Annotated in this window: 17 protein-coding genes, 2 pseudogenes and 1 riboswitch; of the genes and pseudogenes, 7 read left to right on the forward strand and 12 right to left on the reverse strand. The window is 38.6% G+C overall.

Translation table 11 applies throughout. The annotated features are described in order from the left end of the window. Positions 1 to 2: 2 nt before the first annotated feature. The 3 genes from BrL25_RS23365 to BrL25_RS23375 form a co-directional block, all read right to left on the reverse strand. Entirely contained in the window at positions 3 to 806 is an 804-nt protein-coding gene (locus BrL25_RS23365) for an ABC transporter ATP-binding protein (protein ID WP_018669879.1), read from the reverse strand. 1 nt (position 807) lies between these two features. After that, complete coding sequence (locus BrL25_RS23370) at positions 808 to 1905, reverse strand: FecCD family ABC transporter permease (RefSeq protein ID WP_018669878.1); 1098 nt, start codon at positions 1903 to 1905, stop codon at positions 808 to 810. A 260-nt stretch (positions 1906 to 2165) separates the two neighbouring features. Further along, a riboswitch (cobalamin riboswitch) is annotated at positions 2166 to 2362 on the reverse strand. A gap of 415 nt (positions 2363 to 2777) precedes the next feature. Then, on the reverse strand, positions 2778 to 3638 hold the full coding sequence (locus BrL25_RS23375) for a DUF421 domain-containing protein (RefSeq protein ID WP_018669877.1): 861 nt from the start codon (positions 3636 to 3638) through the stop codon (positions 2778 to 2780). Between the two features lie 142 nt (positions 3639 to 3780). On the opposite strand from BrL25_RS23375, the gene spoVAC reads away from it, so the two are divergent. From spoVAC to BrL25_RS23395, 4 genes are read left to right on the forward strand one after another with little or no spacing between them, the layout of a single operon-like run. Then, a complete protein-coding gene (gene spoVAC / locus BrL25_RS23380; protein ID WP_018669876.1) occupies positions 3781 to 4266 on the forward strand; it encodes a stage V sporulation protein AC in 486 nt (161 codons plus the stop codon). A 1-nt stretch (position 4267) separates the two neighbouring features. Beyond that, a complete protein-coding gene (gene spoVAD / locus BrL25_RS23385; RefSeq protein ID WP_018669875.1) occupies positions 4268 to 5281 on the forward strand; it encodes a stage V sporulation protein AD in 1014 nt (337 codons plus the stop codon). Continuing rightward, the gene (spoVAE, locus tag BrL25_RS23390; protein WP_018669874.1) at positions 5278 to 5631 is read left to right on the forward strand and encodes a stage V sporulation protein AE; all 354 of its coding nucleotides are present in this window, start codon (positions 5278 to 5280) and stop codon (positions 5629 to 5631) included. The genes spoVAD and spoVAE overlap by 4 nt, the downstream gene beginning before the upstream one ends. Positions 5632 to 5659: 28 nt before the next feature. Further along, positions 5660 to 5866, forward strand: coding sequence for a DUF1657 domain-containing protein (locus BrL25_RS23395; RefSeq protein ID WP_018669873.1), 207 nt, complete (start codon positions 5660 to 5662; stop codon positions 5864 to 5866). A gap of 143 nt (positions 5867 to 6009) precedes the next feature. Here the strand turns inward: BrL25_RS23395 and BrL25_RS23400 are convergent, their stop codons facing one another. The 3 genes from BrL25_RS23400 to BrL25_RS23410 form a co-directional block, all read right to left on the reverse strand. Next, positions 6010 to 6663 carry an ABC transporter ATP-binding protein gene (locus tag BrL25_RS23400; RefSeq protein WP_018669872.1) on the reverse strand — a complete coding sequence of 218 codons (654 nt, stop codon included), beginning with the start codon at positions 6661 to 6663 and terminating at the stop codon, positions 6010 to 6012. A gap of 166 nt (positions 6664 to 6829) precedes the next feature. After that, positions 6830 to 7150 carry a hypothetical protein gene (locus BrL25_RS23405; RefSeq protein ID WP_018669871.1) on the reverse strand — a complete coding sequence of 107 codons (321 nt, stop codon included), beginning with the start codon at positions 7148 to 7150 and terminating at the stop codon, positions 6830 to 6832. Between the two features lie 361 nt (positions 7151 to 7511). Then, positions 7512 to 7829, reverse strand: a complete 318-nt coding sequence (locus BrL25_RS23410) for a magnetosome magnetite crystal formation protein family (RefSeq protein ID WP_018669869.1) — start codon at positions 7827 to 7829, stop codon at positions 7512 to 7514. A gap of 305 nt (positions 7830 to 8134) precedes the next feature. Here BrL25_RS23410 and BrL25_RS23415 point away from each other — a divergent pair, with 305 nt between their 5' ends. The 3 genes from BrL25_RS23415 to BrL25_RS23430 all read left to right on the forward strand — a co-directional run bounded on the left by BrL25_RS23415 (position 8135) and on the right by BrL25_RS23430 (position 10595). Further along, positions 8135 to 8395 carry a hypothetical protein gene (locus BrL25_RS23415; RefSeq protein ID WP_018669868.1) on the forward strand — a complete coding sequence of 87 codons (261 nt, stop codon included), beginning with the start codon at positions 8135 to 8137 and terminating at the stop codon, positions 8393 to 8395. 692 nt (positions 8396 to 9087) lie between these two features. Then, positions 9088 to 9336 carry a hypothetical protein gene (locus BrL25_RS23425; protein ID WP_018669866.1) on the forward strand — a complete coding sequence of 83 codons (249 nt, stop codon included), beginning with the start codon at positions 9088 to 9090 and terminating at the stop codon, positions 9334 to 9336. 800 nt (positions 9337 to 10136) lie between these two features. Next, positions 10137 to 10595, forward strand: coding sequence for a hypothetical protein (locus tag BrL25_RS23430; protein WP_018669865.1), 459 nt, complete (start codon positions 10137 to 10139; stop codon positions 10593 to 10595). 651 nt (positions 10596 to 11246) lie between these two features. Here BrL25_RS23430 and BrL25_RS26045 read toward each other — a convergent pair. From BrL25_RS26045 to BrL25_RS26685, 6 genes and pseudogenes are all read right to left on the reverse strand, one after another. Further along, positions 11247 to 11462: a hypothetical protein gene (locus BrL25_RS26045; protein WP_026314995.1), complete on the reverse strand. Its 216-nt coding sequence runs from the start codon at positions 11460 to 11462 to the stop codon at positions 11247 to 11249. Positions 11463 to 11508: 46 nt separating this feature from the next. Then, a complete protein-coding gene (locus BrL25_RS26050; RefSeq protein ID WP_026314994.1) occupies positions 11509 to 11892 on the reverse strand; it encodes an AlbA family DNA-binding domain-containing protein in 384 nt (127 codons plus the stop codon). Positions 11893 to 12000: 108 nt separating this feature from the next. Further along, on the reverse strand, positions 12001 to 13461 hold the full coding sequence (locus BrL25_RS23440; protein WP_018669864.1) for an LA2681 family HEPN domain-containing protein: 1461 nt from the start codon (positions 13459 to 13461) through the stop codon (positions 12001 to 12003). Positions 13462 to 14491: 1030 nt separating this feature from the next. After that, positions 14492 to 15850, reverse strand: coding sequence for an FkbM family methyltransferase (locus BrL25_RS26675; protein ID WP_429795361.1), 1359 nt, complete (start codon positions 15848 to 15850; stop codon positions 14492 to 14494). A gap of 48 nt (positions 15851 to 15898) precedes the next feature. After that, positions 15899 to 17410: pseudogene (locus BrL25_RS26680) on the reverse strand (non-ribosomal peptide synthetase); the annotation flags it as partial. A gap of 24 nt (positions 17411 to 17434) precedes the next feature. Continuing rightward, positions 17435 to 22057, reverse strand: a pseudogene (locus BrL25_RS26685) (amino acid adenylation domain-containing protein); the annotation flags it as partial. Between the last annotated feature and the right edge of the window lie 13 nt (positions 22058 to 22070).

A 22070-nucleotide genomic window follows, 5' to 3' on the forward strand; every position in this document is an offset into this window, starting at 1 on the left:
ATTTAACTACTAACATGGTCTGGTATCAAATAATTAATGTTCACTCTGCCTGTAATGGGATGAACGGTTACTTCCGTTTGAATCTTGTACACTCGTTCTAAAATTTCAGGTCGAAGCACTTCTTGAGGAGTTCCTGAGCAAACGATAACCCCTTTTTCTAGCATATAGAGACGATCACAGAACATAGCAGCCAAATTGAGATCATGTAAGGCAGCCAGTACACTTTTTTGCTGTTGTTTTAGCAACTGTAGCATCCCCAATTGATGATGAATGTCCAAATGATTAGTTGGTTCATCTAGCAATAAAAGATCGGTCTCTTGCACAATAGCTCTAGCCAATAAAACACGCTGCTTTTCTCCACCAGATAAACTCAGATAACTCCGGTCACCCATGCTCTGTAAGCCAACTTGAGCTAGAGCCTGATCCACTAAGGCTATATCATGCTTATTCTCATTTTCCCACATACTCTTGTGTGGAGAACGTCCCATCAGTACAAGCTCGTATACATTAAAATCAAATTGAATTTGTGTTTCTTGTACCACTGCGCTCAGTTCTTTTGCTAATTGCTTCTGCTGGTATCGTCCAAGTTCTTTTTCAAGTAGGAAGATACTACCTGTCGTGGGTGAAAGGGTTCGATATACTTGCTTAAGAAGAGTAGATTTACCACTACCATTCGGACCAAGTAAGCCAACGAATTCTCCTTTTTGTACGTGTAAATCTATCTGTTGCAAAATACATGTCCCTTGGGTCTCATAGCCTACTTGCTTTAACTCTACATGCTTGTCCACGCCCAATTTTACGGTCACATCAGCTTCCTCCAAACGTGTACGCCCTACGACGTAGTAACCAGATAAAAAATGGACCGCCGCAAAGCGCTGTGACTATTCCGATCGGTAATTCCTCAGGTGCAATGATCAACCTTGCTAATACATCTGCCCAGACCATAAAAATGGCCCCTCCACAGGCACAAAGAGGAATTAGCCTCCTATGATCAGACCCCACCCACAACCGAAAGATATGGGGTAACATTAAACCAACAAAGCCAATGCTACCGCTTACAGCAACCAGTAAACCTGTAACAAGGGAAATCGTAATCAGTAGGATCTTACGCATATTTTCTGGATGTAAACCCAACAGCGTAGAGGTTTCTTCCCCCAATATCAACAAATTTAGGTTGCGCGCATTCATCCATAAAAATAGAAAGAAAGCAATTACCGCAATAGTTGGCAATACAAGTGACTCCCACTTGGCACGAGTGAAGCTCCCCATCATCCAGTACAGCACACTTGAAAGACTTTCAGCTCTCGGTGCCAGCATAATAAAAAAACTAGTAAGCGCTGACAACATAATAGAAACAGCTATTCCAGCTAACAACAGACGTATTAATTGCACTCTCCCACCTACCAGCGACAAAAGAAACACCAATACAATCGAAGCTAGAGCGCCTAAAAAAGCCGCTAAAGAAAGCGCATACGAACCAAATACTCCCAGGCTACCAAATAACAACACTGCTGTTGCCCCCACCGATGCCCCCGATGATACGCCTAGGATATAGGGATCAGCTAAAGGATTACGAATCAATGCCTGAATGGCGATCCCAACAATAGACAAGCCGGCACCTACAATCGCAGATAATAAAACACGTGGCATTCGAATATCCCAAACAATATGCATTTGAGCGTTAGGTACATCAGTTACTATCCAGTTTTGGACAAAAGGAACATGTGAACCTATTACCTTCCAAACGGTAACTGGGTCAATTTGCACTGGTCCCAGCATGATTGCCACCGTCATAGATAAAAATAAAACCACGCCGCTTCCAATCAATTTCGCTATCCAGTTTTTTGTATAATGTGTACCGATGCTGTTAACTGACGTTGGGGCTGTCGTGGCGGTTTGTTGCATGCTTCTCCCCCCTGTGTAATGCAAAGTAAACAAAAGCATAATTTGAAATAAGAAGCTTGGTGATCACCCAAGCTTCAGGTGCAGGTAGCACCGAGTTGGACCTGTACGTCCCATTACCATTTTATTATTCTGAGATTTGAAACAAAAAAGCATCCGCTCCAAAAGGAGACAGATGCTTGGGTTTTTGGACAAACCAATTCCTTATAGGCGTATGTATAATGTCACCACACGACCTGCCCAAACACCTGCCCATCCTCGTGGGAGTGTTACATCTTACGGCAGGTCTCCTGGCTCATGGATCGTCGCAATCATCCTTCCTTCCCATTCTCTGTAAAAGTGAACAGTGGTGTATCGGATGTAGCTCCCCATATACAGTGGCGGGACCGCATCGGGTTTTCACCGAACTTCCCTTTTAAGTCTGATCCTTAAATCAAACACCGTAACATGGATATAAAATATGTTGTAATTGTTTGTGAGTGTAACACGATTTGGTGGAACATGGCAAGGTAATGGTGAATTTGTGATATGTTTGTAAGAACTTTGTAAAATATTTACGTAATGTTTGTAGTTTGGTAGTATTCAGATCATTATTTGTTTACATAAAGTTTATTATGTTATTAATTTATTATCGTAATTCCTAGATTTCTCATATTTGTAACACTTATTTTTTTATCTCTAAATTATATGTATAGAAAGCAAAAAAGCCATCCAATTAAGGATAGCTTACCTTTCAAGCAAGTTGCAACCGATTTTATACTCGGCCTCTGTTGAAATACTGTATTGTAGCGAGTGCTAACCAATTAATCAAAATTACTTGCACTCTTTCAAAGCTCCTAATATTTGTATTCAAAGCGTCCGTATCGTAACCCTTTTTAGCTTTGTAAAAAAGGTTTTACCCCTTCTATCATTTGTTTTAAGCGTAGAGCACCCTGCTCATATTCCTTTTTAGCCACGTTATTTTTCGTTTCAAGAGAAAAAGTCTCCAAATCGGCCTGACATTTTTTTAGCGTGGACAATGTCAATGGTTTCTCTTGTGGCACCGGTACCGTAATTTGATCATCATATAAATCTACATTCAATTGCCCGTAACTATCTACTTGTCCGATATAAACGTTATCTAAGACGATGCCCATCTTATCTAAAGTTGTTTCAAGCCATCTTTTTGATAAACCTGTGGTTGCCAAAGGCTCTAGCATAATATTTCCATCCAAAATGACCGTCTGAGGTTCTCTACTTGGAGCACCTTGGATATTCAGATCTTTGGAAGTAAGTGGTTGATTTTCTTTTTTTAGCAGAACACTAATCTGACCATTTTGTTCTAATAGCGCATACTCAACATCAGCTATCGAGAATACATTTTTTAGGCGTAATTGTTCTAACAATTCCTCACCTGTATAATTCTCCTTCTTGAGATTGTCCTCCATAATCTTACCATCTTGGATCAACACACGAGCATTTCCTTCAACCATATCGCTCACTGTCTTACTTTTGACCGATAGATAACTGAAAAGAAACGGTACAAGGGCCCAAATGATCATACTAACAAATCCATTCATAAACCTATCATCAACGTCAGCAGAAATGAATCCCGCAATAGAACCAATTGTGACACCCACAATATATTCAAAAAAAGTGGCTTGGGCAATTTGACGTTTTCCCATTAATCGCGTCAAGAACAATAATGTAAAAAGCGTAACAATTGATCTAAAAACAATCTCCCAGAATTCAGGCATAAATACCCTCCCTAGAACTTCTAATACCTTCTGTCTCATTTAGGTTGTGTTACTTTGTGATTTTTTATATATGAAAGTAAGGTATAAAAACTGGCTTTGTATTCCAAATTAACTTTGACTACATTTAATGAAGGAGTTAAAAATGGCTACAAAAAACAAAAAATTAACGGCAACCCAAATCGAATACCAAGCATTTGCAAAAGCGTTAGAACCGCCCCGACCTGTGCTTAAAAATACGATTCGAGCTTTTTGGGTTGGTGGTTTGATTTGTTTATTAGGACAAGTTATTCAAACCTTTTTCATTCACTTTTTTCACTTTGATGAAAAAAGCGCTGGAAATCCGACCTCTGCTGTTCTAATCGTTATTTCTGTTCTTCTGACTGGTTTTGGCGTTTATGACAAGATAGCACAATTTGGAGGGGCTGGAACTGCTGTTCCTGTTACTGGCTTTGCCAATTCGATTGCTTCAGCAGCTATTGAACACAAAAGTGAAGGGTATGTACTTGGGGTAGGCGGTAACATGTTTAAATTAGCAGGATCTGTTATCGTTTTTGGTGTAGTTGCCGCGTTTTTTATCGCATTACTTAAATGGTTTTTCACTTATGCGGTAGGTATGGGAGGATCTTGAGATGTTAAAGGGACATCAATCTTGGATTTTTCCATCCAAACCAACGATTTTATCCACTGCTACAATTGGTGGACCTTTTGAAGCCCAAGGAAAAATTGCAAATGATTTTGATATTCTTCACAGTGACACCTGGCTGGAACAAGACAGCTTTGAAAAGGCAGAAAAAATCATGCTAGAAGAGGCATTTGACCTCGCAGTAAAACGAGCAAGTTTACAAAAAGGAGATATCAATTATCTGATTACAGGAGATTTGATGAACCAAATTATCTCCTCAAGCTTTTCAGCTCGTACCATTGGGGTGCCCTATCTAGGGGTATTTGGTGCTTGTTCAACCTCCATGGAGGGGTTAGCATTAGCAGCTCAATTGATAGATAGCCAATCAGCTAATTATGTTCTTACCGGAACCTGCAGTCATAATTCGACTGCTGAAAAACAGTATCGCTATCCCACAGAATATGGTTCACAAAAGCCTCCCTCTGCACAGTGGACGGTAACTGGCGCTGCAGCTGCTATTGTTGCACCTAAAGGGGCAGGGCCAAAAGTTGTCTCTGCTACGATTGGGAAGGTCGTTGATATGGGTCTGACTGATCCTTTTAATATGGGGGCAGCTATGGCTCCCGCTGCAGTAGATACTATACAAGCCCATTTTCGAGATATGCAAATTGGACCTGATTATTATGATTTGATTGTTACGGGTGATCTTGGAAAAGTTGGCCATTCGATCGCTGGAAAATTGTTAAAGAAACATGGGTTCTCCATTCGTGAACAAGCTTTTACAGATTGTGGATTATTAATTTATAACGACAATCAAGAGGTGTTCTCAGGAGGTAGCGGCTGTGCATGCTGTGCTACTGTTACGTATGGTCATTTGCTTAATCGGTTAACTAATCGGGAATGGAATCGAATTTTAGTAGTGGCAACAGGCGCTTTACTTTCACCACTCAGTTTTCAACAAAATGAAACGATTCCTTGTATAGCACACGCTGTAGCTATTGAGAGGGGGGGAAATGAGTGAGCATTTTTATTTGGGCATTTATCGTAGGAGGCATCATCTGCGTCATCGGGCAGTTATTAATGGATGTTGCCAAACTAACACCTGCTCATACAATGTCGACCCTAGTGGTAGTTGGAGCCATTATGGATGGACTCGGCTGGTATGAACCGTTAATTAAATGGGCTGGAGCTGGTGCTACCGTTCCCATTACGAGTTTCGGGAATGCCCTAGTCCATGGAGCTATGGCAGAAATGCAACGCGATGGAATCATCGGGATCATTACAGGCATTTTTGAAGTGACCAGTGCAGGTATTTCTGCTGCTATTATTTTTGGTTTTTTAGGGGCACTTGTATTTAAACCAAAGAGTTAGAGACATACTAAATCCGGAGGTGATAAGGATGACAGTAGCTTCATCAGTAAAACAAACATTAGCTAGTTTAAAAAGTGCACAGGCTAATTTAGAAACCTTTGCATTAAGTACACAAAATAAAAAGGCAAAGCAAGCATTTACACAATCAGCTGAGCAAGCACAAACCATTATTGACCAATTAGAATCTCGTGTTCAACAATTGGAACAAGAAGAACCTCAGTATAAAGGCTTCTAGGAATGGCACATAGAAAGAGGTAGGAGGGTTGGTATCTATCATACCCTTTTTAACCTCTTTCTTTTTGCAAACAAGACATTTCCAAAAATTACATACCTTGCTCATCTCCACGATTTCAATATAAAATTCTCAGGAGCTACAAGTCACACAGGAATCGTAAACTCTATGACAGCGCCACCCTCACCGTGATTATACGCCTTGATTGTCCCTTCATGTTTTTCCACAATCAATTTACAAATGTACAAACCAAGTCCAGCATTTGCCTGTGTATACAGTAGCCTTACGATTAGTTCTCTTAACTCTCTCATGCCCATAGGGTCAAGCCCGTTTGCGGGTTCATCCAATATGATGATGCGAGGGTTATTTAATAAGGATTGAGCAATTCCTAACCGTTGCTTCATTCCCAGCGAATATGTTTTGACTTTGTCATTACCTCTATCGCTCTTATCCGTCTTAAGTCCAACAATCTCAGGCACTTGTTCAACTTTATGTAATTGCTCTTTTCTCGACATATCGGGGTTTAATCTTGCTAAGTTTTGAAGGTTTTTTCTTCCAGACATATATTCAAAGAAAATAGGCGTTTCTACCATTGCTCCTATTTCCATAAGTGCCCGCTCCCTATTTGTGGTTACATCCACACCATTAATAAGAATTTGGCCATCTGTTGGTTTAATCAGTCCAGTCATCATTCGAATCAGAGTTGTCTTACCTGCTCCATTTGGACCGATAAAACCACAGATATCTCCAGCTAGCACCTCAAACGAAATATCATCAATGATTTTTCTTCTACCAATCACCTTGTGTACATGATTGACCTCAATTTTATCTCTTTCATCGGTAAGCTCCTTTCTTTTTTCTTAATTGAAACAAATAAAAATCAACTTTTTATCAACTAGAGAAAAATGTATTCATCGCCAGATAACCCCTTTTGTTTTAAATGGGTTGTGACAAAATATAAAGCAACTACATGTCTATCAGAATCATTTGACAGACTTTGATATTGCCAGACACTTCCTGATATCCATACGAATTAGGACTACCTGTTGACTGTAAAGCAGGTAATATCCTCTCATTGTTTTTATATAAAACAACACAAATACATAATATGGCTACACATGTGACTCCCCATTTCAAACGATAACCTACCCTCTTTATGGCTCTATGCTGTTTAACTTTCTTTGCTATCATTTCTTGAATTTCTTGATTTTTCTGCCCATGTAAAGCATAACGTGGCATATTTTGTAGTTTATCAAGCAGTTGTTTTTGCTCATGGGAAAGATTCATGTCTAATTCCTCCCTTTGCAGAATGGACTAATTCTTTTTGCAGTTGCTTGATGGCCCTGTGCATAGTGACATTTACCTTTGTTTGACTCCAGCCTAGAATTTCAGCAGTTTCGGCTCCTGTGTCCAATCCGTGCTCCCTGTGTAGTAGACAAGATAATTGTAAATATCATTTTTGTATTGAATAAATAATCGTTCGACCTCATGATTGCATTCCACATTTTCTCACTCCAATTCAAGAAATACACAAATTAGACGGACGATCTTTCTGTTTTATTACTACAATAAGAAAAAAACCGTATAGATTTTATCCATACGGTTTCCTAAACGAAACAAACAATATAGCCGAACTCTCGGTGTAAGATTACATTTCATTTAATACCTTTACACCTTTAACAATATTCCAAATGAAATAGTAAATCATCACAATAGCAGTAATAGCATAAGTAGCTACGATACTAAATCCGACTGCTGTCTCCGTTCCTTGATTCAACCCAATGGTTCCTGATACTACGAGTCCAATAACTAAGGTTACATAGGGAACAAGATGTGTCCACAATGCTTTTTTAGCATGAAATTGAACAGCTTTGTCACCTACGAAATAGACAATAATCGGTAATAAAAATGGTGCGAAAAAGACACTGAAGTAACATAAAGAAGATAAAATATGATTTCCTTTCATAACATTCACCTCTAATGATTTCTTATGCTCTTATTATTACATTTCCATCATAATTCAACTATTGAATAACCTTACGTAAATATAACAATTTTGTAAGGTTTCATAAATGGGTAATGAAGAAATATAGATTTGGTTTTGTATTGCATCTGGACTTGTTTTGAGATAACAGACAAATTAGTTTAATCAAGGGTTATATTGGAGATGATGGTTCTTGATAGCATAATGTTCACCTAGTGAAATGGTATCATTTAGCAGGTTATTACGTTGACAGACAACTCATTATTTTTGAGGTGAATTAGACCGTTATGAAGAAAAAACATAAAACATACTCAAAACTTTCCCACATTCCTCCATTAGCTGCTCGAATGTGGCACGATCCTACAGCCAGACCAGGCATGGTCAATTGGTATAACCCTAAGCAACTGATTGTAACAGGCATAAAAACATTACTTTCGACACTATTTGGACTCTACTCGGATTTTAGATTGATTGAGAGAGTGATTTCATTACTTGTTTTTCCAGTCGTTAAACAATCCACAATCATCCATTCAAAAAATATTTGGTAGTCAATTGCATATTCACGTAAAGTAGAAGGGGAGCATTCCTTCTCAGTTGTTAGATATTGAAAATAGAGATCAACGAAATAGGGTAAGCGGCTTACTCTTTCCTCAACTTCTCTTTGTGTTTTTGTTTAATCGTAGACATAGGGAAGACACCTCAACTTTAAAGAAAAAAGCATTGTAGAAAATACTGTTTTCCTACGTGGGTTTTGAGGGACTATGTTTTATTTTTTTAAAAAAATTTTTTTTGAATATAATTTCTAAAATAAATCCAGCAACTAATAAACCGAGTCCATTTGCTATCATATTACTTGGAATGAACATATTAAATAAATAAATCATAGTTCCGTAAAGTATAATTCTTAATGTTATCATTGCAGTATTAGACATATAATTATCTCTCCTTTTAGCTTGAATATTAAAAATAATACCAGATATCTTTATTATCGGTAATAATGTCCATATTGTCTTTGAGAAATGGTATGCCGTTTAAATATTTCTTTTCGTGGAAATGACTATGTGTGACAATCTGTTATGAAGGCGATTAAGAATTGAAATACAGCATTAAGCTGTGCATAGTTTGCTATGGACAGCTTGAATCCCGCAGACGTGATGCAATGTATTGTGGCAGTGCTTGTCGCCAGGTAGCTTCACGTGACCGGAGAAAAGGTCTTAACACTTATGAGCTACCTAATTGAATGAGATTCCGCATAATTCATTTTCAAGAAGTCTTCAATCTAAAGACACTAGCTAATAATTACAAACGTCGTGAATGGATTGATTCTATTGAGGATCTATATCGAATTAAAGAATGTATAGAAGGATACCAGTCTGTTCTATTCATTTGTTACAATAAATTTGATATACCAAAAGTTGCAGATGGAATTAACGATATAGGTAAAAAGACTGACATGAGTATAAAAGGAGACATAAGTAGAACTATCTAATAAGATGGTTCCTTTTTATTTTCAGTTCATGAAATAGCATTTTTAAGAACTGAAATCAATAGAAACATATGTTTCTGTATGCTTGTTGTCGAATGACACAATTGTGGGTACCCCTTATCATAAAAACCTTGCAATAATAAGGTTTCTGACTTATGTCTTGGTAACTATATTTGTGTCACCATACACATATCGTATCATTTCTATCAATTCCGACCTTGACCACTAGGAATTAACTCTTTGTGAAAGTGAGAGCCTCCTCATAGCAAACTGAGTACAGCTTAATGTGTATTTTAATACGCCCCTATAGACGGATTGTCACAGGTCATTTCCAAGAAGAGAAGTATTTGGGGTTTGTGTGTAATGGAACAAAAACGGCATTAGAAATATTTTCAAAAACAAACCCTTTGAATTTACCATGTTAAGCCTAATTCATCACAATAAAGCGTCTACCTCAATAAATTCTTCAGATCAGCTTCAAGACTCATTTGCCCGAATGATGTCATAGACTGTTTTTTCTAAAGTCTTTTGGTCGCATAAGGGATATGAAGTACATATTCCCCTCTATCGACTTCCATTTTGTAGCGATACTGCAGATCATTTTCAATGTTTTCTCTGACCTTTCCTTTTTCCTCTTACAAACTTGCTGTTATTTTCCACTCTAAGCCACATTATTCAATGTGAAGACTATATTGCTGAAGCTACATATATTTTAATTAGACAAACACCTTTTCTTATAGTAGGCATAATCTAGATTAGACTGGTGTCTATAGAACTTCTTCTAAAAAGGAGGCTTGTCATATATGGATAAATGGCAAACGTGGTACTATCCTTCTAATAATTACGTATCATACGTCTACCCTTATCAACAAAATGTACAACCGTTGGATATTGGGGGACTCTGGCTTACAGACGACAAGGGAGATATACAATTTTTTTATTATGATGATCAAGGAAATTTTAGCATTACTCCTACTAAAAATGTTAAAGGGTATTTTCGTCTCCCTTCGATGGAACAGGGTGAAATTGGCGAAATATCAGGAATTTTATCACCAAGGAACCTTTTAGTAGGAACATGGAAGCGGTCTACTTATAACTCAGTTCGTAGCGGCAGAATTTATCTAGAATTTTATGATAATGGAACAAAGTTTATGGGGAAATGGGGATATGGCTCTGAAGATCCACAGCATCTTTGGACTGGCCACCGTCCATCTTTAAGCGGACCCAGAAGCGAAAGGGGGGAGGTTGAAATGAGGAGGTGACCAAAGGCCACCTTTCTCATTTCTGTTTTTTTATGCTACAGCTAACATAAAACTTATCTGCATCCCGTAGGGCTTTAATTTATGAAATTGACTCGAGTTAATAAAATTGGTGAGGTTACTAATAATAGAGGCCTTACCAATTTCTATTGCCGTTTTTGTTCCATTACTACACAAACCCCTATTTAAACAAAGTAACCACATCTCATAGACAACTGTAATCAACATTATGTAAACAAATAATCCGATTCAGAAGTTACTTACTTTTTATTGTTTACATAAGATTTATTATCGGACTCAATAGAATGAAGAAAAGGGTATCTACTCTATTTATCTTTGACTGATGACAAGAAAATGTACTCTTTAGCTAAAGGGTGCATTTTCTTGTCACTGCTTGAGTAATTATGAGTTGTTATACTCCAACACTATTTTATTGCTAACAGACTTATGGTAGTACTTGACGTCAACAGTTTCACATGAACGTCGGAAAGGTCATGACAATTTTAACTACCCAATTGGAGGAGGTCATTATCTACACTTATCCCGTTCTGAATAGTTGCAACCATATCATACTAAAAACATGGTTGAATTTTCTAACAGTACATTTATGAATGATATCAACTCGTATCTATTTTCTACTCTTATATGGTCAAATTAATAATATCCTTTGTATTCCTGTAAAGCCTTATTTAAGGCTAACCCTATTGATAATCTATGTTTATTTACCTGAACTTCCCCTTCATTTCCAGAGTCTACTGTAAAATAAACATTGTCAGCCTCGTCTATATAAAGATCTATTATTTTCTGATTGTTTTCAATGTATGATTCAAATGCTATTTTTTCCTCTTCATTCTCATAATATAAAACCACTGCATCAAATCTTCTTTTTGCATATACTTCCTCTTCAATTTGATTATCAAAGAGAAATTGTTGTCTTTAAATAGTAAGGAACACTGTAGGAGTTGTATATGGTAAGAATGTCAATATTTTTATCTTCTACTATTATTGTATCTACCTTTACTTCGGGAGTATTGTCCCCTGCAAAAACTGTATTAGAAAGTAAATCGAGTATAGCTGCTTGCTTCATTCTCCCCTCCTCTTTTACCCCAATTACTTCTCCAGTATCTGATACTCCTATTATTATGTAGCAATCCTTGTCATGAACTGTATTTACAAAACAAAGAATATCATGTAACAATCTTTCGGCGTCTTTGTGCCATTCTTGCTTGAAATCCCAATAATCGCCTTCGAATCTACCCTCTATTAAATTTTTTATTTTCGTCTCTATACTATAGCTCATTATTGCTCCTTATATAATTAAAGTCTACGGTCTCTCATTATTTAATTAATACTCCTAAGACGTTATTAAACATACAGTATTAAATGAATTACTGCGTTATTATAATTACTAAATTCGTTTCCAATCATCATCATATTGACCTATGTACATGGACGGTGTAAGCTGATCTGAACCTGTGAACTTTACTTTAAGTTGTTCTTCCACGTGTATAGCCAAAGACAACAAAATAATCCCTTCTCGAACATACGAAAGGAGATGAATTACTGCATTTCTAAAATCATCAATTGTGATTGAATACGCTAACGGATCAACTGTTTTTTCGCGAAACTCTCTTGTTTTAGGAAATAAAAAACTATCATGAATCTTTAAAATGTTACGAATATTAGCCAATTGTTCTATAGTTGGATCTAAATAATGGTGTTTAATTTTTTGTTTTCCGATGTCTTTACACAACCAATAAAAGCCAATTAACGGTAAATTGAACATACCTTCCGTTGTCATTTTCTTTTTCAAGTCTACAGTCGGGTCATTTTTACCTTTTCCAGCTTTTTTTTGCCAAATAGAACGGTATGACACATTATGTTCTTTGATGCCTAGTGCAAAATAATCATTCACAAGATACGCCATTCGATCAAATAGGGAATATAAGCTCCGATATGCATATTTTATTTTTTCCAGACCAATACCATAAGTAGGATAGTCCAACGTGTTAACAATATAGACGTCCTTATCAGAAAAATGGGGTGTTCTATTATAAAGTGCATCAAACACCATGTATCTGGCCGATACATACTCTTGCTTAATTTGATTAAACAAACCATGAAATCTTGGTCCTTCATCAATATCAGCAATAATACTTGGAAGATGAAGAATATCAGTCGCTGCGACTGATTTGGTAAACGCATCATTTAATGTGTTGAGAAACAACACATGTTTTAAACACCATTTGCGATAGTCGATCTCTTCTTCGGAATCTCCAAGAGAAAATTCACCAAACTCGTATGGTTTTTCTAAAAAATCGAGAGGGAAAAATTCCTTTAGTTTTTCGATCAATCGTTCATAATGCGCACGTGCCTCATCATGAACATGTTCAGACTGATCTTCTAATACTTCCAACAATAATCGATAAGATTCATTAGCAAAAACTGATTGGTGCCCTTCATCATAATTAAAGTAAGCATAATCCATCAAAAATCCAGCATAGTTTCCGATCGCCATTGGAAATTTTTGTCCTACTCCAATTCTCAAATATGAGAGCGCGTTTATTATTCTCCCACATTGTAGTAAAAGATTAGCAAAGTTAGTATATGCCATAGAAAGATACGTTTCGCAATAGTTTAAATCTATACTGTCTTCCGTGTAATTGTCCAAATTGTAACGATGTTCAGATAAGTAGTCTATCGATTTTCGAAATAAAAGCAAGCACATCTCAAAATCTTCTTCGTTATTCTTTTCATCTGAATAGATTAATGCACCTTTGTACTTGAGTTGTATATAATTACTAAAAGAAGTTGCTCCATGATAAGCAATAATCCCTTTTTCAAGAATATTGTAATTATCGTCATCCATCAGGTTTAAACAATTCTCTGATATTTCCTTCAAAGTTTTAACATCGCCATCATCTAAGGCTTTATCTGCATTATTTCCAATGATATGTACTGATTCATTTATTGCATATAGAGTTCATCCTTACTTTATTTAAAATGTCATAATTTTCGTATTCGCTCTACCAAGTTTCTAATAATTGATGAGTACAAAATCCTAGACTTTTCACAATCTAGCCCGTTTTCTTCACAAAATAAAATCATAGATTATTATATAATTGTGCTGTATGTTCTAAACGTATTTTACCATATTATGTTTTTTAGAATCAAAATAAAATAAAGAGAGCAAGTTTTGGAGGATAGTGTCCAACCATAACATAGCCTAATTAATGACCCAAGTAGTAAAACATACCCCTTCAAAACTTCATATATTTTTGAAGGAGTATGTTTGTTTAGTTATACAAAGGGAATAAATAAAGACTATACTGGAACATTTCAGTTATAAATTTTTAAAGGTGACCCATCATTGCATTCAGCTATACGTCTCATTCTTGTTTCTGTTATCAGAATGTACAGTAACCTGAGAACTACGCTTTCCAATTATTCACTAAGGAATTTCTTCTCTCAACAACAAATTTAAGAGAGTATTATAAAATAATTTATCAGTGTATGATGATAGGTTTACATAGTTCAAAATCCAGTGTGTAGTATTAAATTAATAATCGTCTATCTAAGACATATTCATAACAGACAATGTGGATCTTCTTTTAGAATTCACGAAATAACTTCATGAATGTTCTGACATCTATGCAAATGGAGGAATTTACGGTTATGGCTTAATTAGACACTTGATAAATAAAAACGACCCTAAACATTCATTTGTCTAAGGTCGTTACAAAAAATCCCTAAAGTGAAAAGTCTACATCACTGCATCCTCTTTGTTACACAAAACTAACAATGAGAATTCAGTTTTTTTTATGGTCAAATACACATTTGCAATTAAGATAGCTACGTTGACTTAAGAAAGGCTAGCTTTTTTTATGTTGCTTCGCTTATCAGCCGAGCAATTTGCTCAACTCTTCCTCCGTAAGTCCTTCAATCATCTCTATACCCTGTAGTATTTTCTCTGTAATTTGAGATGCATTATCGGACACTTCCGGCATGAATTGGTTCAACTCCACAGCAATTGCAGAAACAGTGGGATTGTTGAATATACTCTTTATCGGCAGTTCCACACCCGTTTTTTGCTTAATCCGGTTAAGCATTCTCATTACCAACAATGAGTGTCCTCCGTAGCTAAAAAAGCTTTCGTTCACACTAATATTTCCCACTTCCATATCGAGAAGCTCAGCCCAGATGGAAGTCAATAGTTCTTCCAACTGATTATGTGGCCCGATATGCTCTTCAAACGTGGAGCTTCTTTTAGGCATAGGAAGTGATTTGTAGTCGACTTTTCCTACTTGGCTAAGCGGCAACTTATTCATCAAAACGATCCTAGTTGGTATCATATAATCCGGCAGATTTGACTCTAAGTGAGTTATTAGTAAATCTTTTACTTTTTTCGTACCTATATACTTAAGATCGATATTATTGCTCTGAGAATTACTTGATTTTGGTCCTGTAACATCACGTTTCGCAATTAAGTTATATTTCCCGCCTTCATTTCCTTCCGGATAGTAGGACACTACATGTTTAAAGCCTTGTGCACTAAGGCGTTCTTTGAGCTTATCGATCTCACTGAGAACTGGAAATACTGTAATTACAAACTGATCAATCTTCTCCCAATCCTCGGCGTCAATACCCTCAAGGATTTCCAGTCCACTATTGTTAATATCTATTTTCACTAGTGCTATCGACGTCAATCCTAGTATTCGGATTTGTTCAGAAATTGTTGTTAGTGACACATTTACATGTTGGCTTTCTAGAATCTTACCTGTATGAGTGTATGAAAGAGCTTTACCGTCTATCTTCCCTGCATCTGTGAGATAGCGCTGGCATCTAATAATGTCAGATGTGTCTGAATCCTTGTACTCACCAGAAATCAGAGATAGATCTGGATAATAATCGAACTGAGTTTCTCTCACAGAATTAGAAAGCCCAGCGTGAACAGGGATTATTGAATTGCTTCCATCAATTCGACTATTTTTGCAAAGGATCTCATAAACAGGATAAATAGGCTCAAAAGAATAGATACGCAAGCCTTCCACCTTGGATAATAGACTAAGGCTGGACATACCGATATTTGCCCCTACATTAAACACACAATCCCCTTCCTTTAAGGAAACATCTGGCAGCATGTTTAAAAAGTTATCCCTATAGAGCATATCGATTTCATATTTATTTAGGCCGCATACTTCCATTCCGTTATCAAGTTCATATAAGTCGTCTTGCGCCAATGTACCTTCTTCCAACATGGTGAGAATGTTATAGCATGTAGATGCAGATTTCCTATCGATTGCAGGATACGCAACCAATGTATCTTCACCTCTTATGAGTTCCCGCTTGACCACAACAGCATCTCTAACAGCAGGATGTTGATTTAGATGATGTTCAATTTCTCCGAGCTCGATCCGGTAGCCACGGATTTTTACTTGAAAATCAAGTCTGCCCAAATACTCAATATGCCCATCCGGTGACCAACGAGCCAAATCTCCAGTCTTATACAACTTAGTGCCAAACTGAAAAGGATTGTCGATGAATTTTTCCTTAGTCAATTGATCATTATTAAGGTACCCTTGAGCTAAGCCGGCTCCTGAGATGCACAATTCGCCTGGAACACCAATAGGAGTTGGCTTGCAATTGCTGTCCACAATATAAACTTGAACGTTGCCAATCGGTTTGCCAATCGGTGTGATCATTCCTGTGCGTTCACGATTGGAACAAGAGTGAACAGTTGCATATATCGCAGCTTCAGTTGGACCGTAAATGTTCTCAACTTTCACATTCTTAAATGTTGTGGTAGTTTGCTCCACAAGCTCTTTCGGAAATGCCTCGCCAGCGACCATCAGGTATTTGATGGAACAGTTTTCCAGAAAGGATTTGTTTCCTTGTGCTGATTGCAGGAACTCTCTAAGCATTGAAGGTACAAAGTTGATATGCGTAACTCTATAATTCTCAATGTGACGGATAAGCTCATACGGAGACTTTTCATCGCCCGGAGGCAGAATAACCAAGTGCCCTTTGCCAACAAACCAACCAAACAACTCTGAAATGGATACATCGAACGTATAATTAGTCTTGAGTATATAGTAATCATTTTCTTCAACAGGGTACATCTCCTCAAGGAAATAGAGTGTATTCATGATGCTTTTGTGTGTTACACAAACTCCTTTGGAATTACCTGTCGTTCCCGATGTATAAATCACATAGGCAAGGCTATCATTCGTAATTGCCATGCTATTTTCATCATTGTACAGATGACCGTGCTCAGACTTCTCCCTCGAAACTGTGTCTTTCAGATCTATAATTAAAGGACGGTCAGTCACCCCGTTCTCATGAAGGAGGTTATTCAGCACATTGCTTATTCGTTCTTTATATTTGTCGTGCGTTAACACAATGCCAGCTTTACTATCAGTTAATATGTGTGCCAAGCGCTCTTCTGGTATCTCCGGATCAATCGGAATATAGGCAGCCCCCGCTTTCATCACACCGAGCAGTCCTACAATCATCTCTATAGATCGATCAGCTACTACCGCAACAAATTTGTTCATCGCTGCACCGCTCTGGCTTAAATCGTTGGCAAGGTCAGTCGACATCTGGTCCAGTTCACCGTATGTAACTGAATTGTCTCCATAGAGAATGGCTATACGTTCTGAATTTTCTTGAGCCCGACGACGAAATACTTGATGAATACACATATCGTTAGGATAATCTCGTTCGGTCGTATTCCAAACCTCAACGACTTCCGCCAATTCAGGCTGAGGTAGGATAGAAATCGTTGAAACAAGGGTACTCGTGGCCGCTTCTTTTGACATTGCGTTGATGATTTCTGAAACAGCGTTCTCCAGATAGCTGTGGATGGACTCACAAGAGAGTGACTGCACAGCTTGGATCTCGACCGAGAAATCGACACCCTGATCATCAATGGATAAAAACAGCGGATAATTAGTACGCTCAAAGACACCCACAAGTGACTTAATACCGAACTGTGCAAGTTCATCTTCATTAATTCGTTCACTAGCGTTCATGAAGCGGAAGTTTAACACAGCGTTAAACAGCGGAATATCGTTATCCAAGCTGGAACAGCTCTGGGCGAGAGACAAAGATGCTTGCTCATATTTAATTAGGTTTCGTAATATTACATCAGTTTCTTGCAGCAACTGTTTGACTGATTTGTTGGCGAGAGAAACACGTAACGGCAGTGTGTTGATAAAATTCCCAAGCATTCTCTCAGCTCCCTGTACTCCCTGCAATCGACCAGACAGCACGGTTCCGAAGACGACATCCTCTTTACCCGAGCAGGTAGAAATAACCATTGCCCAAGCTGCGTGAAAAATACTTGCAGGGCTCAGATGCATCCTTTTTGCGAATGCACGGATATTGCTGGATAAGTCTGCAGGGAATGACTTGCTAAAAACATTAATGATGTTTCTGTCAACATGTACATTTGCTAATCCATATGGCAACGTTGGTTCATTCAAATCACCTAGCGTTCTTTCAAAGAAAGCTTTCGCTTCAAGCGAGTTCACCTGTTTCATTGTGTGTGCAATGAACTCCCTGTATGGAATAGGAGTACTCAGACTAGCTTCCTTCCCTTTTAAATAAGCAACAACTTCTGCGAACAAGAATCCAAGCGAGGTGGCATCATCCACAAGGTGGTGCATATTAAACAACAAATACCACACGCCTGTTTCTGAATCACATACGGCCTTGAGTTGCATCATTGGGGCTACGCTGATGTCCATCACATGAGGACCGGATAGCATGCTTCGGATATACTGCTGCGCATCAACACCTGGAGTAGGCTGAATGATTTCCAAAACTAGTTCAGCTCGTCTCCAAACCACCTGTACAGGTTGCGAAACTCCCTTGCTAACAATTGCAGTCCTTAGCACATCGTTTCTATTAATTACGTTCTGCAACGCAAAAACAAACTGGTCTAGCCGCTCTCTGTTGTCAAATGAAAATAAACCTGATAGCACATAAGGATCATTTTCCACGTCCATCAGGTGATGGAAAAGAATCCCTTCTTGCAGAGGTGCCAGCGGATAGATATCTTGAATGTTAGCTGACCCGCCTTGTGTGTCAGATACAATGCTGTCAATCTCCTCGTCACTAAGTGACACCAGGGTGAGCATGTCAGCCGTAATATGTTTACATCCCTCCGGAATCTTATTAGGAGGAATCATATAAGCCTCCAGCGTAGCCGCATCTTGAATTTCCGATGCTAAATGTGCGAGTGTCGGTGCTTCAAATACACTTCGTATATCTGCCATCAATTCATATTGTTGAAGGCGAGCAAGCAGTTTAGGAATAAGCAAGGAGTGTCCGCCTAACGCAAAAAAGTTGTCATTCACTCCGATTTGACCTGCTTCAAAACCTAAGATTTCTGTCCAAATATCTACTAGCAGTGTCTCCGTTTCAGTGCGTGGGGCCACATACACTTGAGATGTATATGCATCCCATTCCGGGGCAGGTAATTTCGAGCGGTTTGCTTTACCGTTTGCGGTGACAGGAATCTCATCGAGCACGACATATGCACTAGGGATCATGTGATCAGGCAGCGTCTCTTTAAGAACCTTCGTCAGCGTGCCCCCTACATCCGTATCTTGAGCTCCGTCAGACAGAACAACATAAGCGACTATACGTTGATCGCCAGGGTTGTCCTCCCGCACGATCACCAAAGAAGAATCCACTTCCTTAACGCTGTTCAGCTTTGCTTCAATCTCACCAAGTTCAATGCGTACTCCGCGAATCTTCACTTGATCGTCACTACGACCGCAATATTCTAAGCTACCGTCTTGTAACCATCGAACTATATCTCCTGTCTTGTACAAACGGGCATTTTTATCATTTGAAAAAGGATTAGCAATGAATTTTTCGGCGGTGAGTTCAGGGTTATTCAAATAACCTCTGGCAAGACAGTCTCCACCTATGTAAAGCTGTCCCCGGCAGCCCACTGCCTGAGGAGAGCAGTGATTGTTCAGTACGTATAACTGTACATTTTGAATGGGCTTACCAATAGGAACAGCGTTAATCCCATTGTTATTTGAGCAAGCCCAATAACTCACATCTATAGCAGCTTCCGTCGGTCCGTATAGATTAATAAGCGGCGCGTGATTCTGTGCATAGTGCTTTGTAACAAGATCTGGCGCCAGCGCCTCACCACTACAAAATACATGACGAATGGTGCGACATAAACTCCACGCTTCCTGTCCCAGAATAATCCTGAACATGGATGGTACAAAATGGAGTGTTGTGACGCCTGAGGACTGAATCAACGAAGTCAGATACTCAGGATCTGCGTGACCACCCGGTTTGGCGATGACCATGCGTGCGCCAGTGATAAGAGGCCAGAAAAATTCCCAAACGGATACATCGAAACTAAAAGGGGTTTTTTGCAAAACGACATCGTATGTACTGAGTTTATATTCTTTTTGCATCCAGTCTATACGATTTGTCAGTGCCCGATGCTCTACCATAACGGCTTTCGGTAGCCCGGTGGATCCCGAAGTATACATTACGTATGCTAGATTGCTCGTCTCTACCCCGCTCTCTGAACGTGTCAAATTAGTGGTAGGTTGATTCGCAAATACTGCTTCTCCCCCCAAATCCTCACCGGTATCAAGAAAGGCAACATTCATATTTTCCGTGGGCAGCGCGTCAGCTAGATATGACAGAGTGAGCATACGATTGACACCTGCATTCTCTAACATGTAGTTTATGCGTTCAGCAGGATAAGCTGGATCTATGGGCAAGTAAGCACCCCCCGCCTTAACAATCCCTAAGATACCAATCACCATCTCAAAAGAACGCTCTGCACAAAGCGCTACCACAGTTTCCGTTCGAACACCAGATTGGCGCAGGTAAGCAGCCACTTGATTTGCCCGTTCATTTAGTTGTTTATAGCTCAATTTTAGCCCCTCAAATTCCAAAGCAACGGAGTCTGGATGGGCGTTGACTTGAGCTTCAAAGATTTCATGCAGGCAACGCTCCTCAGGATATGAAACCTTTGTACGATTCCAGTCAATAAGCACTTGATTTCGCTCTTTTTCAGATAAATAACAGTAGCTTCCAATAGGTGCTCTTGGGTTACGCATAACCGCTGTAAGTAAGTTATTATAGTGGTTCATCATGGAGGCAATGTCTTTTTCGTCAAATTTGTTTGCATCATATTTGAAGCACACTACAAATCGATCCTGCTTTTCATACACCTCAAGTGACAACTTGAACTCACCTTCCTGGCTAAGTTTCTCAACGTACTCAACTTCACCAAGTGTTGGAGAGTTTGCCGAGATTTTAAACAGATTTTTGTTTTGGAAGGTATAAGTAACCTGAAATACAGGCGGTGTCTGTATGTTTCTCTGGATGTTTAGATCCTGAACAATGCGGGGAAATGGATACATGGAATGATCCATCCCTTCTGCGATCGCATAGTTAAGTTCAGTCAAATAGTCTGAATAAAACCTATCTTCATTAACCATACTGCGTAGCGGTATCATATTTATAAAGTAACCAACTACATCATAGAACTCCAGTTTTGGCCTTCCCATCGTAGGGATACCGATTATCAGGTCATTCTCCCCTGTATATCGTTGCAATAATATCTGAAATATCGAGAGAAAGAAGGCCGTAGGCTTAACCCGAAGCTCTGTGCAGAATTCAGATACGGCAGTGCATTTGGAACCAGTTAGTTGGGTTGCCAAGGTTGTCCCTTGTGCACTGACACAGGTTTCATTTTGCTGTTCAATGTCAAGTAATAAAGTTGGGAGCTCACCTTCGAGCTTGGACAGCCAATATTCTCTATCTGTCTTACTTTTTGTTCCGAAAAGATAATCTTGTTCCCATTCAACGAATTGGTCATACATAATGACTTCTTCAGACACTTCAGCATCACGACAGTTCACAGCAGCTTCATAGAACGAGAGCAGATCGGCCAAAAAAACAGGGGTTGACGCGCCATCAAATACCAAGTGATGAACGACAATTAGAGCAATATGTTCGATTGGAGATATGCTATAAATGTTCATTCGTATGAATGGATCACGAGCCAGATCGAACAGTTTCTTTGCCTCCTCCTTTAAAAGAGATAAGAGCTCGTCTTCATCAGGTACTTCGTTTTCGATTGACGAAAATGTCTCAGGATTGAAAGGCTGGGGCGCCAAATAAGGCACCCCTCCATCTTCAATTATTACGCAAGAAAGTTGATCGTGACGGGTAACTACCAGACCAAACGCCTGTTTAAGCTTCTCTATATCAACATTAGCACGAATACGGAAGCATATTGGAATATTATAAACGTTAGAAGTCGGATCAAGTTTGTTCAGCATCCACAAACCCTTCTGACCCTCTGAAAGCGGATATCTGATCTCGTTATTTTTGAGCTTCTGATAGAACTCTAATACTTCTTCCATCGTATACTTTCCGTTTTTGAACCCCAGTAATATTTCGTTTTCATTCATGTGGGCTAAACTC

The organism is Brevibacillus laterosporus DSM 25 (assembly GCF_002706795.1).
GTDB lineage: Bacteria > Bacillota > Bacilli > Brevibacillales > Brevibacillaceae > Brevibacillus_B > Brevibacillus_B laterosporus.